The 17,985-nt window shown below is 37.3% G+C and carries 16 protein-coding genes; 15 read left to right on the top strand and 1 reads right to left on the bottom strand.

Annotation, left to right across the window (positions count from 1 at the left end; genetic code table 11):
• Positions 1–64: 64 nt before the first annotated feature.
• The 3 genes from BN999_RS00575 (at position 65) to BN999_RS00585 (ending at position 4,505) form a co-directional block, all read left to right on the top strand.
• The gene (locus BN999_RS00575) at positions 65–1,540 is read left to right on the top strand and encodes a S41 family peptidase (RefSeq protein ID WP_096269445.1); all 1,476 of its coding nucleotides are present in this window, start codon (positions 65–67) and stop codon (positions 1,538–1,540) included.
• 534 nt (positions 1,541–2,074) lie between these two features.
• A complete protein-coding gene (locus tag BN999_RS00580) occupies positions 2,075–3,238 on the top strand; it encodes a PDZ domain-containing protein (protein ID WP_096269446.1) in 1,164 nt (387 codons plus the stop codon).
• Positions 3,239–3,959: 721 nt separating this feature from the next.
• A complete protein-coding gene (locus BN999_RS00585) occupies positions 3,960–4,505 on the top strand; it encodes a YkoP family protein (protein WP_096269447.1) in 546 nt (181 codons plus the stop codon).
• Here the strand turns inward: BN999_RS00585 and BN999_RS00590 are convergent.
• Complete coding sequence (locus BN999_RS00590) at positions 4,502–5,317, bottom strand: metallophosphoesterase (protein ID WP_096269448.1); 816 nt, start codon at positions 5,315–5,317, stop codon at positions 4,502–4,504. The two genes, BN999_RS00585 and BN999_RS00590, sit on opposite strands and share 4 nt — an antisense overlap.
• Positions 5,318–5,416: 99 nt before the next feature.
• Between BN999_RS00590 and BN999_RS00595 the strand changes: the two genes are divergently transcribed.
• The 12 genes from BN999_RS00595 (at position 5,417) to BN999_RS00650 (ending at position 17,664) form a co-directional block, all read left to right on the top strand.
• Positions 5,417–6,517 carry an MGDG synthase family glycosyltransferase gene (locus BN999_RS00595; RefSeq protein ID WP_096269552.1) on the top strand — a complete coding sequence of 367 codons (1,101 nt, stop codon included), beginning with the start codon at positions 5,417–5,419 and terminating at the stop codon, positions 6,515–6,517.
• Between the two features lie 198 nt (positions 6,518–6,715).
• Positions 6,716–8,701 carry an excinuclease ABC subunit UvrB gene (gene uvrB / locus BN999_RS00600; protein ID WP_096269449.1) on the top strand — a complete coding sequence of 662 codons (1,986 nt, stop codon included), beginning with the start codon at positions 6,716–6,718 and terminating at the stop codon, positions 8,699–8,701.
• A gap of 5 nt (positions 8,702–8,706) precedes the next feature.
• Positions 8,707–11,583: an excinuclease ABC subunit UvrA gene (gene uvrA, locus BN999_RS00605; RefSeq protein ID WP_096269450.1), complete on the top strand. Its 2,877-nt coding sequence runs from the start codon at positions 8,707–8,709 to the stop codon at positions 11,581–11,583.
• A gap of 144 nt (positions 11,584–11,727) precedes the next feature.
• A complete protein-coding gene (locus BN999_RS00610) occupies positions 11,728–12,081 on the top strand; it encodes a YojF family protein (protein WP_096269451.1) in 354 nt (117 codons plus the stop codon).
• 25 nt (positions 12,082–12,106) lie between these two features.
• Entirely contained in the window at positions 12,107–12,772 is a 666-nt protein-coding gene (bshB2, locus tag BN999_RS00615) for a bacillithiol biosynthesis deacetylase BshB2 (protein WP_096269452.1), read from the top strand.
• A gap of 49 nt (positions 12,773–12,821) precedes the next feature.
• The gene (locus tag BN999_RS20420) at positions 12,822–12,962 is read left to right on the top strand and encodes a hypothetical protein (RefSeq protein WP_217988451.1); all 141 of its coding nucleotides are present in this window, start codon (positions 12,822–12,824) and stop codon (positions 12,960–12,962) included.
• Positions 12,963–13,218: 256 nt separating this feature from the next.
• Positions 13,219–13,581 carry a phage holin family protein gene (locus BN999_RS00625; RefSeq protein WP_096269454.1) on the top strand — a complete coding sequence of 121 codons (363 nt, stop codon included), beginning with the start codon at positions 13,219–13,221 and terminating at the stop codon, positions 13,579–13,581.
• 126 nt (positions 13,582–13,707) lie between these two features.
• Entirely contained in the window at positions 13,708–14,643 is a 936-nt protein-coding gene (gene hprK / locus BN999_RS00630; protein WP_096269455.1) for an HPr(Ser) kinase/phosphatase, read from the top strand.
• Between the two features lie 18 nt (positions 14,644–14,661).
• The gene (gene lgt, locus BN999_RS00635) at positions 14,662–15,540 is read left to right on the top strand and encodes a prolipoprotein diacylglyceryl transferase (protein ID WP_096269456.1); all 879 of its coding nucleotides are present in this window, start codon (positions 14,662–14,664) and stop codon (positions 15,538–15,540) included.
• Between the two features lie 26 nt (positions 15,541–15,566).
• Complete coding sequence (locus tag BN999_RS00640) at positions 15,567–16,526, top strand: nucleoside recognition domain-containing protein (RefSeq protein WP_096269457.1); 960 nt, start codon at positions 15,567–15,569, stop codon at positions 16,524–16,526.
• Positions 16,501–17,136 carry a pyrophosphatase PpaX gene (gene ppaX, locus BN999_RS00645; protein ID WP_096269458.1) on the top strand — a complete coding sequence of 212 codons (636 nt, stop codon included), beginning with the start codon at positions 16,501–16,503 and terminating at the stop codon, positions 17,134–17,136. Before BN999_RS00640 ends, ppaX begins: the two co-directional genes overlap by 26 nt.
• Positions 17,137–17,139: 3 nt before the next feature.
• Positions 17,140–17,664 (top strand): acyltransferase, encoded by a 525-nt coding sequence (locus BN999_RS00650; protein WP_096269459.1) that lies wholly within the window; start codon positions 17,140–17,142, stop codon positions 17,662–17,664.
• The last annotated feature ends 321 nt before the right edge of the window (positions 17,665–17,985 follow it).

Genomic DNA, 17,985 nt, shown 5'->3' on the forward strand with positions numbered 1-17,985 from the left:
TGAATTTTAGGTTTTGAGTGTTTTAGATAGCTACCTTACATATAACTATTACTGGGGTGATAAAATGAAACTGAATAAAATACATATTGCACTTATCTTGGTAGGTGCCTTAATTCTAGGATTTATTGGTGCTTATGCTGGCGTATCAATCGCAACACCTGATCAAGCAGTGCAGAACATTTCTGGAAATGATAAGGAAGAGAAAGACCCAAATAACGAACAGAATAAGGACAAAGACACTCAGGTACCTGGGGAATGGCAGAAAGTTGCTCAAGCCTACAATATAATTAAGGATAATTACTTAGAAGGCGCCGAGGAACAACAGTTAATTGAAGGTGCTATAGAAGGAATGCTTGCAACACTAGGTGACCCATATAGTACGTATATGGACCTTGAAACAATGGAAAGCTTTAATGAACAAATTGAAGCTTCGTTTGAAGGTATAGGTGCCGAGGTTAGCATGGTTAATGGATTAGTTACCATTGTCGCCCCAATTAAAGACTCACCTGCAGAGAAAGCAGGACTTAGACCAAATGACCAAGTTCTTGAGGTTGACGGAGAGTCTCTAGAAGGATTCAATTTAAACGAAGCAGTAGCGTTAATTCGTGGTGAAAAGGGTTCTGAAGTACTGTTAACCATCCTTCGTGCAGGAACTACTGAACCTTTTGAAGTGTCAATTACACGTGACACTATTCCTATTGAAACAGTGTATTCAGAAATGAAAACACTGGGTGGGAAGAAGACAGGAGTAATTGAAATTACTAACTTCGCTGAAACAACTTCCAAAGATTTTAATACACAATTAAAGGCTTTAGAAGATGAGGGTATGCAGGGCTTAGTTATAGATGTTCGTGGTAACCCAGGCGGTTTATTAAATTCAGTAGAAGAGATATTAATGAATTTTATTCCAAAGGATACCCCATATATCCAAATAGAAGATCAACAAGGTAACAAACAACCGTATTATACGAAATTAAAAGATAAAAAAGATTATCCAATTACCGTCTTAGTCGATGAAGGTAGTGCTTCTGCATCAGAGATTCTGGCAGTTGCTATGAAAGAGATTGGTTATGATGTGGTCGGACACACTTCCTTCGGTAAAGGAACTGTACAACAAGCAGTTCCACTAGGTGATGGTAGTACTATTAAATTAACCTTCTTTAAATGGCTATCGCCAGAGGGGAATTGGATACATGATGTTGGAGTTGAACCGACAGTAGAGGTCGATCAACCAGAATATTTCTATACTAACCCTGTACAAATTGAGGAACCATTAGTATACGATAACACAGGAACAAATGTAGAAAATATTCAACTAATGTTGAAAGGTTTAGATTATACCATTGAACGAACAGATGGATACTTTGATAAAGTTACTGAGGATGCGGTTAAAGAGTTCCAAGAAGACAATGATTTAGAAGTATCAGGTAAAGTAGATCAAGAAACCGCTGGTATGATGGAAGCAAAAATAATTGAGAAAATCCGCAGCGGAGAAGATGATGTACAATTGGATAAAGCTTTAGAAGTACTTTATCAATAAGTATAGAAGAGGCTGGGACATAACAAAAAGTATAAGTTGAGAACCTGAACGAAACACCACATCAGCTCCGGAAATATACGGAGACTCCTACGGGAGGATAGGCATCGGTGAGACCCCGGAAGAGCTTTAGCTCTGAGGAGGCTCACCAGCCGTAGCTCTGAGGAGGCTCACCAGCCGCCCGTGGCAAGGTAGACACTGTGAGGTACTCTCGAACAGATGTCGCCCCTGTGCTGACAGTAAAAGCGTAGTATATTTCCGGAGCGGGTCTATGCGCTTTTCTTGTTCGTTCGGATTTTAATCAACTAAAACTCTTTTGTCCCAGCCTCTTTTCTTTTTTCGGAGTTAAGAAAGTATAGCTGGCATAAAAAACTAACAGATTTGCAATAGATTGATTGAATCCCTTAGTTTTTCTAAACAGAACAATTACTTTCAGATAAATGTTTTCCGAAAATAAGCAGGAAAAAGTTCGACAAATGGCGAATATATAAGGTTATAATTAGATTTATTGGGACTGCAGTTGGAAGGTGATAATGGATGGTACAAGATTGGTTATTAGAGATTGCAAAAGGGGTTGGAAAGTTATTTCTAAACCCGCTATTATACTGGTCAATTATTTTTATTATTTTAGTCGGCATTAAAAGAATAAAACAGGAAAGAAGATATTTTGGAACAAAGGTATTTGATGTATTAACGGAGTGGAAAGATACTTGGGGATTTTCGGCAATTATAGGTATCTTTTATTCACTTATTATAATCGGTGTCGGTATGGTTATTTCGTACGAAGCTATTATTATTTTAAGTATTGTTACTATTATACTAACCCTAACATTCCGTTTTACATTGCTTTCACCTAGTTATACGATTGGGATCACAATTTTAATTCTTATGTTATCCCCTTTATTATCAGAATTTCTCCCAATTGATGGGGAGATTAACTTATCGTCACTTGCAATATTATTAGCGTTACTGTTATTTGTTGAAGCACATTTTCTCAGTAGGATTAGGCAGAATGAAACTTTTCCTGGCTTGGTACGTGGGGAAAGAGGGAGCTGGGTTGGAAGACATTGGATCAAGAAATATTCTATCATTCCTTTATTTACACTAGTTCCACCTGGTTTAATTGAACCATTTGCGGATTATTGGCCGTTTCTCTCTATTGGGGGAGAGGATTATGCATTAGTTCTTATTCCTTTTGTATTAGGATTTGAGTTTCCTGTAAGGGGAAGCATGCCATATGAAGTTGCTAATCGATTAGCAATGAAACTACTAGGCTTAGCAGTAATTATCCTGGCCATTGCAATTGGAAGTATATCTATTTCCTGGCTAACGATTATTGCAGTTGTTGTTGCTATTCTAGGTAGAGAGTTTATTCATTATCGATTCCGGATTGAAGATCACACTAGAAGTCCTTTTTTTAATCATACGAATGATGGATTGAAGGTATTAAGTGTTATTCCAGGATCCCCGGCAGACAGATTGAATATCTTAATCGGTGAAACTATAACAAAGGTAAATGGCCATAAAATCCAAAGTGAAGACGAGCTGTATGAGGCGCTTCAAGAAACAGGTTCATTCTTTAAAGTAGAATTGCTAAATAATAATGGAGAGATTCGCTTTATACAAAGCGCCATGTATGAGGGCGATCACCACGAACTAGGCTTAATTTTTGCCGGTGAACCTTATCGGAAAATTAAATAAGTAACAAGAAATCCGTATCACGTAACTCGTGGTACGGACTTTTTAGTTTGGCTGATTTTTAAGATTGTTTTTATTACGGATGGATAATCTAGTGAATAGTAGATAGAAAGTGCACTGCTAATAATCTAATTTGGGTGCAACACACCCGCTACGGAAATACACTCCGCTTTTACTGCCAGCACAGGGGTGACTTCTGTTCGAAAGTACCTCACAGTGTCTACCTTGCCGCGGGCGGCTGGTGAGCCTACTCGTGCTATCTTCTTTAGGGGTCTCACCGATGCCTATCCTCCTGCAGGAGTCTCCGTGTATTTCCTTCGCTGGTAAGAAGTAAATGAATAAAATAAATAGCATTTAATTATTAAAATACGTTATTTAACCTCTAACATTAATTAGAAAACTAAACGAGAGCAGGCAGAATACGGAGACTCCTGCGGGAATAGCACGTGTCCGAAGACCCCGCAGAGGTGAACTTTCCTCGAGGAGGCTGAGGCCGGGCCCGCGGAAAGCGGAGTATTATGCCGGAGCGGCATATTACCACTACCCAAATAAATTAACGGACGTAACAGCGCAGTTTCTTTTCAATAGCAACAAACCGTGCTTAAACTGCCTTAATAATTATAAAAAGTATCATTCAAAAACTAGAGTCGATAAGTTACCTAATAAAATTCCTTTTTTCATGCAAACTAATAATGCATTTATCACAGGAAGGAAGATTATATGGATGAAAAGCTATTTACTAGGGGTTTGGAATACATTAGATCCACTGTATTATTCATTTTCTAGATTAAAATATGTAAAAGATCTGGAGAAAAATCGAACATTATTCCGGGTTCGACTAACAAGATATAAAGGGAGGAGTACGGTATTAAAAGACGGTACTGTTATTCATAAGAATGACTTACTTCTAAAAATTCATCTACATAATGTAAAAATTATGAATGAATTATATGCTGTGACAAGTGACACCAGACGTGCTGTCTATATCTATCACATGGTAAAAAGAGCAATGCCAATGTTAGCAAAATATGTAAAGAATCATTATCGCTACAATGATATAAAGGGAATAATTGGAATAACGAGCCTACATAATGGTTCTAAACGACTTGGATTTGATAATATTACAATCCCAAATCCAGTGTACCGGACTTATAAGCAGATGACTTTTACCCCGATAAATTATATAGCTAGCTCATCCAGACATGAAGAACCCATGTACTTATTTATGTCGAAGGATGAGCTAGTTAATCGGTATGGTTTAGAGGATTAGATTGCTATATCGTGAAAAGTGATTTCGGGACGGCTTCCGACTCTTATATTAACACCAGTTTGGCCCAGTCCCTCACTAATATAAAATGGTGAATTATTATGGGAGTGAAGTCCCTTAATCATATTTAAACGAGGTAGTTTTCCCATTTTAACAAGGTGATAGGCTTTTGGATAGCGAATCTGTCCACCATGAAAATGCCCAGCTAATAAATAATCAAATGGATAATCTTCCAGATGAAGTACAATATTCGGATCATGTGTTAACACAATATTTATTCCGGACTCTACTTGTTGATACGATTTAATAAGGTCACTTCGTTTTGTACTATAATCATCGATTCCAATTAGATTAATTGTTTGTTGATCAACTTGAATGGTATGACTTGTATTTTGCATAACCATACAGTCGTATTGGGATAGAAGTTCTATCAGTTTATTTAAATTTGTATCATTTAAAACATAATCATGATTACCAAGAACAGCATAGATTCCATGTTTAGGGTTTATATCTTTTAAAACTTTTAGATAGGGTTCTAACTTTGGAATAGTACGCTTTCGATCAAGAAAGTCACCAGTGAGTGCAATGATATCCGGATTTTCATTTTGAAGCTTGTTAGCTAGTTCTTCTGGTGTAATCGATATATTTTCAAGGTGCAGATCTGATAAGTGTAGGATGGATAGGTTAGATTGTTTGGTAGGTTGTTTGGAAGAAATTTGAATTTTATTGATTTTAACGTCTTTTGTATTTTGATTTGCTTTATATATGAAAAAACTAATTAATATCAGTACAATAGCAGAAATAATATATGTCATTTAAATACCTCCCCGAAAAGGATTATAACATGCTTGAAGCTAGGGACGCATTGGTAAATGAAGGGATTAAACCAATTTGATAGGGTGAGAGAAATGGATATGAAACAAAAAGACGAAGCGCTTTTTTTACCATTTATGCAAATACCAACTGGCCATCATCATGTTGCTGATGCGTTAATAGAGGAACTGCAACGAACTGTGAAAGAAATGACTTGTGATAAAGTTGATATTCTCTCTTATAGTTATGGAAAGGTAGAGAAATTAGTTTCGATGACTTACTTACATTGGATCAAAGTGATGCCAGGAGTATATGATTTACTTTACAAAAGCTTAGCTGTTAAAAACCAAACAAAGCGTTCTCGCCAATTATTGTATGAAGCAATGTTTACATCTTTTTTTATGAGATTAGTGAGAGAGAATCAGCCTCGTATTGTTTTTTGTACACATTGCCTACCTTCCAACATCGCAAGTATTTTAAAAGAAAAAGGAAAGTTACACGCGATAACAGTCAATGTCTATACTGATTATTTCGTGAATCGAGTTTGGGGAATTAGGGGTATTGATTATCATTTTGTACCTTCTATAAGAGTGAAGGAGTTTCTAGAGGGATTAGGAGTTGATAAAGAAAGAATATTTCTGACTGGTATTCCCGTTCATCCTGTTTTTAAAGACCAACGGAACAAAACACTTAATAAACGCCATCAAGTTCTAGTTACTGGGGGCAGTTTGGGTGTAGGCGCTATGGAGAAAATAATCCCAACTAATCCCGAATTATCATATAAGGTACTTTGTGGGCAGAATAAAAAACTTTATAACAGGCTAAGATCCCTTAATCATCCACTGATAGAACCCATACCGTATATAACGAAAAAAGATGAGATGAACAAGCTGTACGATCAAGTTGATGCAGTCATAACAAAGCCTGGGGGTGTCACCGTCAGTGAATGCCTCCAAAAAAAGTTACCAATCTTCACTATAAACGCTCTCCCAGGACAAGAAAAAGTAAATGAGCTAGAATTACAAGAACTAGGAGTAACCAACAAACTAAACCCATTTCAACATACCGAACAACAAATAGTTCAATTCTTCCAAAATAAAGAAAGCCAAACAACGTACAACCAAAACCTAAACACCTATCATCACCATCTAGAGAAAAAACCATTATCCGATATTTTGTTTGAAATATGTAATGCTAAATGAGAAATCAACGGCTAAGTTAAGCGGTTGATTTTCTATTTAATATACGTTATATCTAAAATTCCTAAAATCTTGAATACTAATTGAAAAATAGGTACTATGTAACTATATAAAACAATCGAATGTTAGTTCGTATTTATGTTAATATAGTGGTATATTATGATACACTATTAAAGTAGGTTTTAGGATGGAGGGAAGGCATTGGAAAATAATAAATTTGAACTGGTTTCAAAATATGAACCAAAGGGAGACCAGCCAAAAGCAATTGAAGAACTTGTTGAAAGAGTTCTAGCTGGACAACGGCACCAAACATTATTAGGAGCAACAGGTACAGGTAAGACGTTTACCGTCTCTAATGTTGTAAAAGAAATTAACCGACCTACCTTGGTCATTGCCCATAACAAAACATTAGCAGGGCAATTATATAGTGAGTTTAAAGAATTTTTCCCCAATAATGCAGTTGAATACTTTGTCAGTTACTATGATTATTACCAACCAGAGGCATATGTCCCTTCCACCGACACTTTTATTGAAAAAGATGCAAGTATCAATGATGAAATAGATAAATTACGTCACTCCGCAACTTCTGCCTTGTTTGAACGAAATGATGTACTCATTGTTGCGAGTGTTTCTTGTATATATGGGTTAGGTAATCCAGAAGAATATGGAGCACAAGTGTTATCACTAAGGATGGGAATGGAAAAAGACCGTGATCAGTTATTACGAGATTTAGTGGATATTCAGTACGCTCGTAATGATATTGATTTCCAACGTGGAACCTTTCGTGTTCGAGGTGATTCGGTAGAAATCATCCCTGCCTCTCGTGAAGAACACTGTATTCGTATTGAGTTTTTTGGAGATGAAATAGATAGAATTCGAGAAGTAGATGCTTTAACTGGAGAGATTATTGGTGATCGTGAGCATGTAGCCATCTTCCCAGCTTCCCACTTCGTAACTCGTGAAGAAAAAATGAAACTAGCAATTGCTAATATCGAAAAAGAACTAGAAGAACGACTAGAAGAACTTCGCAGTAATAATAAATTACTAGAAGCACAACGATTGGAACAAAGAACGAATTATGATCTAGAAATGATGAAAGAAATGGGATTTTGCTCTGGAATTGAAAACTATTCTAGACATTTAACACTTAGAGAAGCTGGAGCAACTCCATATACACTAATAGACTATTTTCCAAAAGATTTTCTTGTCGTAATCGATGAATCCCATGTTACATTACCACAAATTCGTGGAATGTATAACGGAGACCAAGCAAGAAAACAAGTTCTAGTAGACCATGGTTTTCGCTTACCATCTGCACTGGATAATAGACCACTAAAATTTGAAGAGTTTGATGAGAAAGTGAATCAAGTCATCTTCGTATCTGCTACTCCAGGACCGTATGAGTTAGAACATACACCAGATATGACAGAGCAAATAATTCGCCCAACTGGCTTACTTGATCCTGTTGTGGAGGTTCGTCCTATCGAAGGACAAATCGATGATCTAATTGGTGAAATTAATGAACGAACGAAGAAGAATGAACGTGTGCTTGTAACCACGTTAACGAAGAAGATGTCAGAAGATCTAACGGATTATCTGAAAGAGATCGGGATTAAGGTTGCCTATCTACACAGTGAGATTAAGACATTAGAGCGAATTGAGATTATTCGCGACTTACGGGTAGGAAAATATGATGTCCTGATTGGAATCAACTTACTGCGTGAGGGATTGGATATACCAGAGGTTTCCCTTGTTACTATTCTCGATGCTGACAAGGAAGGTTTTCTACGCTCTGAACGCTCTCTTATTCAAACAATGGGACGTGCAGCCCGAAATGCGAATGGTCAGGTTATTATGTATGCAGACAAGATAACAGACTCTATGCAAAAGGCAATTGAGGAAACGGAACGGCGTCGTGAGAAACAAATGGCATATAATAAGGAACATAATATAACACCACAAACAATCCAGAAAGATGTCCGAGACGTAATCCGTGCCACTTTAGAAGCAGATGACCAAAGTGAAAACAAACAAAAGGCGAAGAGCCTATCCAAGTTAACGAAGAAAGAAAGAGAAAAAGTTCTTCAAAATATCGAACACGAAATGAAAGAAGCTGCCAAAGCACTTGATTTCGAAAAAGCAGCCGAACTTCGTGATGTATTATTTGAACTTAAAGCGGAAGGATGACCTGAATGCCAAGTAAAGTCATTAATGTCAAAGGTGCGAGGGCACATAATTTAAAAAATATTGATATATCTATACCTAAAAATAAGCTAGTAGTTGTAACTGGTCTATCTGGCTCAGGAAAATCATCGTTAGCATTTGATACGATTTATGCAGAAGGACAACGACGCTATGTGGAGTCATTATCTGCTTATGCACGACAATTCTTAGGGAATATGGATAAGCCTGATGTTGATACAATTGATGGCCTATCCCCAGCAATTGCAATTGATCAGAAGACAACAAGCAGAAACCCACGATCAACAGTGGGGACTGTTACAGAGATTTATGATTATTTACGATTATTATTTGCTAGAGTGGGTCACCCTGTTTGCCCTACCCATGGAATCGAGATATCATCCCAAACGATTCAGCAAATGGTTGACCGTATAATGGAGTATCCAGAACGAACTAAAATGCAATTACTTGCTCCAGTGATTTCTGGACGTAAGGGTGAGCATGTAAAGGTACTAGAGGAGCTTAAAAAAGAGGGCTTTGTTCGTATTCGTGTGGACAAAGAAATGCGAGAGGTCACGGAGGATATTAAATTAGAGAAAAACAAAAAACATACTATAGAAGTTGTGGTAGACCGTGTAATAGTCAAGCATGGAGTAGAGGCAAGATTAAGTGATTCTCTCGAAACAGCATTAAGACTCGGTGAAGGAAAAGCTATTGTCGATGTTATGGGGGAAGAAGAGTTAGTATTTAGTGAGAACCATGCTTGTCCTATTTGTGGATTCTCTATTGGCGAACTGGAGCCAAGATTATTCTCGTTCAATAGCCCATTTGGTGCTTGTCCAACTTGTGATGGTCTAGGGACTAACTTAGAAGTTGATGTTAACTTAGTCATTCCAGACTGGGAGAAAACGTTAAATGAGCATGCAATTGCAGCATGGGAGCCTGTTAGCTCACAATATTATCCACAGCTTTTAAAGGCAGTTTGTGATCATTATCAGATTGATATGGATACGCCGGTAAAAGATATTCCGAAAGAACAAATGGATAAGATTCTATACGGAAGTGGTAAGGAAAAGATTCGCTTCTATTATAAGAGTGAATTTGGCCATACCCGTGATAATATGATCAACTTTGAAGGGGTACTAAATAATGTAGCCCGCCGTTACAAAGAGTCCTCGTCTGATTTCATTCGTGAGAGTCTTGAAAAGTACATGCGAAATAAGAACTGTCCAACATGTAAGGGACATCGTCTGAAGGAAGAAGCATTAGCAGTAAAAGTAAATAATATCCATATTAGTAATGTAACAGACTTTTCTATTACAGAAGCAATGAACTTTTTCCAAGAGTTAGACCTTAGTGAAAAAGAAAAACAGATTGCGAAGATGCTAATTAAAGAAATTAATAACCGACTAGAATTCTTAAATAATGTTGGATTAGATTACCTAACACTTTCTCGTACTGCCGGAACCCTTTCCGGTGGAGAAGCGCAACGAATCCGTTTAGCCACTCAAATTGGTTCTGCCTTAACTGGGGTTCTGTATGTACTTGATGAACCATCCATAGGCTTACACCAACGTGATAATGACAAGTTAATAGGAACGCTTAAGGAAATGCGTGATTTAGATAATTCCTTGATTGTGGTGGAGCATGATGAAGATACAATGCTAGCGGCTGATTGGTTAGTTGATATTGGTCCTGGTGCTGGTGAACACGGTGGACAGATAATTGCCAGTGGAACACCAGAGGAAGTCATGGGAAATGAAAAATCATTAACCGGTCAATATTTAGCAGGTAAAAAATATATTCCTATTCCAGCAGAACGTAAAAAGCATGATAAACGATATATAGAAGTGATCGGAGCAAAGGAAAATAATCTAAAGAATGTCTCCGCTAAGATTCCAGTAGGGTTATTTAATGTAGTAACCGGGGTGTCCGGTTCAGGAAAAAGCTCGCTAGTAAATGAGATTATTTATAAAGCTCTTTCTAGAGACTTAAATCGTAGTAAACAAATTCCTGGTCAACATAAGGAAATTAGAGGACTTGAGCATCTTGAGAAAGTAATCAATATAGATCAATCTCCAATTGGACGTACGCCAAGGTCCAATCCAGCAACATATACAGGTGTGTTTGATGATATTCGTGATGTATATGCTTCCACGAATGAAGCTAAAGTTCGAGGCTATAAAAAGGGACGTTTTAGCTTTAATGTAAAAGGTGGCCGTTGTGAAGCTTGTAAGGGTGACGGAATTATTAAGATTGAAATGCATTTCTTACCAGATGTGTATGTCCCATGTGAAGTGTGTCATGGGCAGCGGTACAACCGAGAAACGTTAGAAGTGAAGTACAAAGGGAAGAGCATTGCAGAAGTCCTAGATATGACGATTGAAGAAGCGGCTGAGTTCTTTGCAAATATCCCAAAAATTAAACGGAAAATTCAAACTATCGTGGATGTTGGATTGGGTTATGTAAGGCTTGGACAGCCAGCCACTACTTTATCTGGTGGAGAAGCGCAACGTGTGAAACTAGCCAGTGAATTACATCGTCGTACTAATGGTAAGAGCCTATATATTTTAGACGAACCAACAACAGGGTTACATGTGGACGATATTAGTAGATTACTGAAAGTATTACAGCGTTTAGTCGATAATGGTGATACCGTGTTAATTATAGAACATAATCTTGACGTGATTAAAACTGCTGACCATATTATAGATATTGGACCAGAAGGTGGAGCACGTGGCGGCAAAATTATTGCCACTGGAACACCGGAACAAATTGCAGAAAAGGAAATTTCGTATACTGGAAGATACTTAAAACCAGTCTTAGAGCGAGATTCTAAAAGACAAGCAGAAGCCCTAAAGAAAAAAGAAGAAATTAGCTCAAAATAGTATGGGAGGATGTCTAAAGGTGTTGGCCTTTAGGCATCCTTCTTATCTTACATAGCGATAAGAATTACTGTTCTAAGTTTAAACTTTTGACGAATATTTGTTGTTTCGGTAATGTTTTAAATAGATAGGTAAGGAGGAAGCCTAATGAAACCAATTGAGCTTGATAAAGTCCAAGAAAAACTGGAAAGCTTTATAGATAAAGACGTATATGTGCACTTAGAAACAACGAATGGTGCTTATGCAAGTCATGTAAATGCCAAAGCATATAATGTAGGAGTTTATATACGTAATGCCAAGGTTCGTTTTAACCAAGCTAAAATAGTAGGTGAGGGCAAATCTTATCGTGCAGGATTGAAAATGGAAATTGGCTGGATTTATGCAGAGGGATTAACAGACTGGGAAATTTTCGAAGGTGAGAAGCTTCTAATGGCTGGCCATGACCGTGAAGGACGTTTAATGGTTGCCTTGCAAATTAGTGAAACGCCATTTAATTACTGATAAAGAAATGGAAGAGGTGAACAGAATGGAAAAGCATGTTGTTGTTATATATCCGCATCCTGATGATGAATCATTTGGAGCAGCAGGTACAATAGCTAAGTTTCGTGAGCAAGGGGTACCGGTTACCTATCTTTGTGGGTCATTAGGAGAAATGGGCCGAAACATGGGTAATCCAACATTTGCAAATCGTGAAACATTACCAGAAATTAGAAAGAAAGAACTAATCGAAGCATGTAAAATCCTTGATATGGAATTAGTAATGCTTGGATATCGAGATAAAACACTAGAATATGAAGACCGAAACGAAGTAGCTGTTCATTTGAAAGGTATCATCGAAGAAATTGAACCTAGCCTAGTTATTACACATTATCCGGAACATGGGGTCCATCCTGACCATAATGCACTAGGAGCTGCGGCAGTTGAAGCAGTACGGTTAATGGAACCAGAAAAACGCCCAACTGTTTGGGCACAAGCAATTACCAACACACATATAGAGGAACTCGGAAATCCTGAAGTCATTAATGATGTTCGAGATAATTTTGATAAGAAGATGGATGCCATACTCTGTCATCAATCCCAAGCAAATGGTGTTATCCGTAGCTGGAACCAAAGTGAAGGCTTGGATAATGATTTGAAAGAAGAAGCGAAGAAGAGATTGGGTTATGAATCATTTTATATTTGGAAGTATTAAGATATGCCCCTACACATTTCTGTGTGGGGGGTTTGTGCTTCTCGGGTTAGTGGTTGAGAAGTGCTTAGTTGTTCTTGAGCATGCTCCCGATTTAGTAAATCTTGTGACCTATATTATCATTCATGTGACCGCAAATGGCTTGGATGGTCCTTTACCTGATAACTATCGTCCGTTATTCACAATCATGTGACCAATCATTAAAAGTATGAACCCGGGACTTGATACCTTGTGCCGCCCGACACCCCCGCTCTTCACCCCTGTTGCCGCTCAACCCCCATCCCCACAACACACACCATCACTCCCCCAATTAAACCAAAACATCCAATCCTAAACGAATCTTTCCAACATGAAGTTAATAAACTAAAAATAAGACAAACCCAAGAAGGAAAATTTTACATTAATGTCGAATACACTAACATGAAACAGTATGAAGGGTGGTGGATACTTTGCTTTTAAGAGGTATATTATCAATAGTCCTTAACGCAATTGCACTAATTGTTGTAGCACAACTTTTTGATAATTTTCATTTAGAAGGTTTTACTACTGCATTGTTAGCTGCACTAATTTTAGGTGTTCTTAATATTATTGTAAAACCAATTTTAATCCTATTAACGTTACCCTTTACAATACTTTCATTAGGTCTATTCTTATTTGTCATTAATGCAGTAACCTTAATGATTACCCAAGGTGTAATTGGAGATGATTTTGTCATTCATGGCTTTGGTACAGCATTACTCGCTGCAGTGATACTCTCCATTTTAAATTTATTACTGAATAGATTAGTTAAAGATACACTGACTTCTAAATAAGAGCATGGGCTAAAGCCTATGCTCTTTCCTTTTCTCCCTATTCCTTTAAATTCATCTTTTTTCCTTCCAACTGTTAAAATATGCTACAATGAGAAACAGTTAGCACTGGTAATGGAGGAAGATTAAATGATAACAACTGTACGTACTAAAGATCTACTAGAGAACTTTAATTTGAAATTAGTTGCTGGTGAAGAAGGTATACATAGAGAAATTACAACAAGTGATATTTCACGCCCAGGAATTGAAATGACAGGTTATTTTAAATATTATCCGAAAGAAAGACTTCAGTTAATTGGAAGAACAGAGATGACCTATTTTCTTGATTTAAGTCCCGAGGAACAATCAGACAGAATGAGAGAACTTTGCACAGATATTACACCTGGGATAGTAATCTCAAGAGGCATGGCTATTCCAAAGGTCATGATTGATGCGGCAAATAATTCAGGTGTACCAATTCTACATTCGCCGAGAAAAACAACCAGAGTGGTAAGTAGGCTTACAAATTATTTAGAAGCAAAATTTGCTCCGTTTACAGCCATTCATGGAGTTCTAGTAGATATTTATGGTGTTGGTGTGTTAATTACTGGCCAGAGTGGTGTTGGTAAAAGTGAAACAGCTCTAGAACTAGTAAAAAGAGGTCATCGTCTTGTAGCCGATGATAGTGTAGAAATTAGACAAGAAGACTATGATACATTAGTTGGAAATTCACCACCATTAATTGAACATTTATTGGAAATTCGTGGGTTAGGAATCATCAATGTGATGACCTTATTTGGTGCAGGAGCAGTTCGAAGTCATAAGAAGATCTCGATGATTATTAATCTTGAAATATGGGATCCGAAAAAGCAATATGATCGCTTAGGATTAGATGAAGAGAAAATGAAAATTATGGATGTTGATCTTCCGAAAGCTACCATACCAGTACGTCCGGGTAGAAACTTAGCTGTTATCATCGAAGTTGCAGCGATGAATTTCCGTTTAAAACGAATGGGTGTCAATGCTGCAGAAGAGTTCTCAGAACGATTAACCAATATGATTGTACAAGAAAAAGAACAGGAATAGGAATAGGAGAGTGGAATTATGAGTTGTACTGCACCATCGCTTGATCGTGTGTTCTTGCAAATTGGAACCTTACCAATTTATTGGTACGGGGTTATTATTGCTGCAGGAGCATTTATAGGACTCTATATTGGAATGAAAGAGTCTGAACGGTTAGGAGTAAATAAAGATTTAATTGTTGATTTAGTAGTATTTGCAATTCCAATTTCAATTCTTTTTGCCAGAATTTATTATGTAACGTTTGAATGGGAGCGTTATGCAGATGGTCCATGGTGGAAAGTGTTTGCAATATGGGAAGGTGGAATTGCGATACACGGGGCTTTAATCGGTGCGGTTCTAACTGCTGTAGTATTTACTAGAGTAAAGAAAATTCCGTTCTGGCAGTTGGCTGATATTCTTGCACCAAGTTTAATCCTTGGGCAAGCAATTGGTCGTTGGGGTAACTTCATGAACCAAGAGGCTCATGGTGGACCTATTACCAATCAAGCAGTCATTGATACACATTATAATTTGCTGCCTGATTTTATTATGAATCAAATGTGTATACAGGGTACGTATTATTACCCTACATTCCTTTATGAGTCATTATGGAATATACTAGTTCTTATTTTATTATTGTGGTTACGACGTAAAAATCCAATCCGTGGTACTATATTCTTAACTTATTTGGCCGCTTATTCAGTTGGACGTTTCTTTATTGAAGGAATGCGTACGGATAGCTTATATATTATTGGAAATCTACGTACGGCACAATTCATCTCTGTATTACTTTTTGTTGGGGCTATTTTCTTTATTATTTACCGCTACAAAACAGTTAAATTGCGATATGAGGATGTAGATTTGAAGAAAAATAACAAGAAAAATACTGGAAAGAAAAAGAATACAAAAAAGAAAAAATAGCATCGTTGAAAAGAGGGAAACGAAACATGTCTGGTATTTTTACTCGCGGTCTGAAGCAGGGACTTCAAACCACCTGGACATTAGGTAAAGTTATTTTTCCCATTACATTAATCGTGACAATTCTTCAATATACGCCCGTCTTACCTTGGGTTATTGAGAAACTCAGTCCGTTAATGGGGTTAATCGGATTGTCTGGGGAAGCAGCGGTACCGATAGTATTAGGTAATGTATTGAATTTATATGCCGGAATCGGAGCCATTATTTCGTTTGATTTTACAGTTAAAGAAGTCTTCATTATGGTGATCATGCTTTCTTTCTCTCATAATTTGTTTATAGAGTCTGCAGTTGCATCGAAGGTTGGCGTTAAATGGTGGATTATAGTAGGTGTTCGTATTGGGCTTGCTCTAATAGCTGCTAGTGTTATCAACCTAGTTTGGAATGGTGGAGCAGAAATGGCTCAATACGGTTTCATAACGCAAGAACAGGCTACCTTAACGACTTGGGGAGAGATTACCCTAAATGGTATACAAACTGCTATCATTGCCGTCATTCAGCTTGCAACTATTGTTATTCCATTAATGATCGTCATGCAAATGTTACGTGAAAAAGGATGGCTGTCCAAACTTTCTAATGGATTTGCACCAGTGACAAAAGCACTCGGTATGGAGAAGAACACTTCCATGACATTAGTTGCGGGACTTACAATTGGTCTTGCCTACGGGGCAGGATTAATGATTCAAGCAATTAAAGAAGATGGCGTTTCAAAACGAGATATGACATTAGCGTTAATCTTTCTTGTCTCCTGCCATGCAGTTGTAGAAGATACACTTATTTTTATTCCATTAGGAATTCCAGTTTGGCCACTATTAATTATTCGATTAATTACAGCTATTCTACTGACCATGGTTATTTCATTCCTATGGAAAAAAGAGAAACAACGTAAAAGAAAGGGAATCACCAATGAACATTCATACAATACTATTTGATCTTGATGGAACATTAATTGATACGAATAAATTAATTACAGAGTCTTTTTATCATACCTTTAATCATTTCGGCCTTGAATTTACCCATGATGAAATTCTAGCTTTCAATGGTCCGCCATTAAAGGAAACCTTTGAAAAGATTGATTTAGATAAAGCAGAGGCAATGATTACCACTTATCGTGAGCATAACCTCGAGCATCATGATGCATATGTAAAGATCTTCCCAAATGTAAAAGAGACCTTGGAGAAGTTAAAAAAGCAAGGTATTCAATTAGGAATCGTAACAACAAAAATGCGTGGGACTGCCATAAGAGGAATGAAAATAACCGGTATTTATGATTACTTTGATACGATTATTGCACTTGATGATATAACAAATGCGAAACCACACCCAGAACCAGTATTAAGTGCCATGAAGAATATTCAGGCAGATCCAGAAACGACGTTAATGGTGGGGGATAATCATCATGATATTGAGTCAGGACATAATGCAGGTGTTAAAACTGCAGGAGTAGCCTGGTCCCTAAAGGGAGAAGAAGTGTTAAGGAAATACCATCCAACTTATATGTTACATGATATGAAGGATTTACTTGAAATCACTGGGGTGTAGATGATGAGGCACACAGAGCGCCATCCAGTCAAAGATGCGAATTCACTTTGGCAAATATATAAAACGGTATCCTTTTGGAAGGTTGTTAAGAATTTTATTATCATCCAAATTGCTAGATATACGCCATTCTTAGGAATGAAAAACTGGCTATATCGTGTATTTTTGCGCATGAAAGTGGGAGAAAAGACCGCATTTGCGTTAATGGTCATGCCAGATACCATGTTTCCTGAGAAGATTACCGTTGGAAACAACTCAGTTATTGGATATAATACGACAATACTTGCTCATGAATACTTAATTAATGAATACCGACTTGGAGAGGTAATTATTGGTGATGAAGTATTGATTGGAGCAAATAGTACCATTTTACCTGGTGTTACGATTGGGGATGGGGCAATTGTTTCAGCCGGAACTTTGGTACATAAAGATGTTCCGGCAGGGTCCTTTGTCGGTGGAAATCCTATGCAATTAATCTACACAAAAGAAGAAATGAAAAATAGAGAACAACAAAATATCTTAGATGAATAACTAGAAACCACAGATATACTAGAGTCTATTCTTTAGTGTGCTTGTGGTTTTTATTTTTCAAAAGAATTTAGTTGTTTCGATGAAAAACAGAATTTTTTTCTGTTTACATTCTAAAAATTAAGGACATACAAATAGTATTAATAAGGATGATTTTTTTATTGATTGTTGTTAATCTCAGAATTTAAAGAAACTGAGCGGTAACCACTGCTAATCTCAAAAAATAAATGGGTATAGTGGTATGATTCCGCTCCGGCAGAATACTCCGCTTTCCACGGGCACGGCCTCAGCCTCCTCGCGGAAAGTTCACCGCTGCGGGGTCTT

It is taken from the genome of Paucisalibacillus globulus (assembly GCF_900184735.1).
Classification (GTDB): Bacteria; Bacillota; Bacilli; order Bacillales; family Amphibacillaceae; genus Ornithinibacillus; species Ornithinibacillus globulus_B.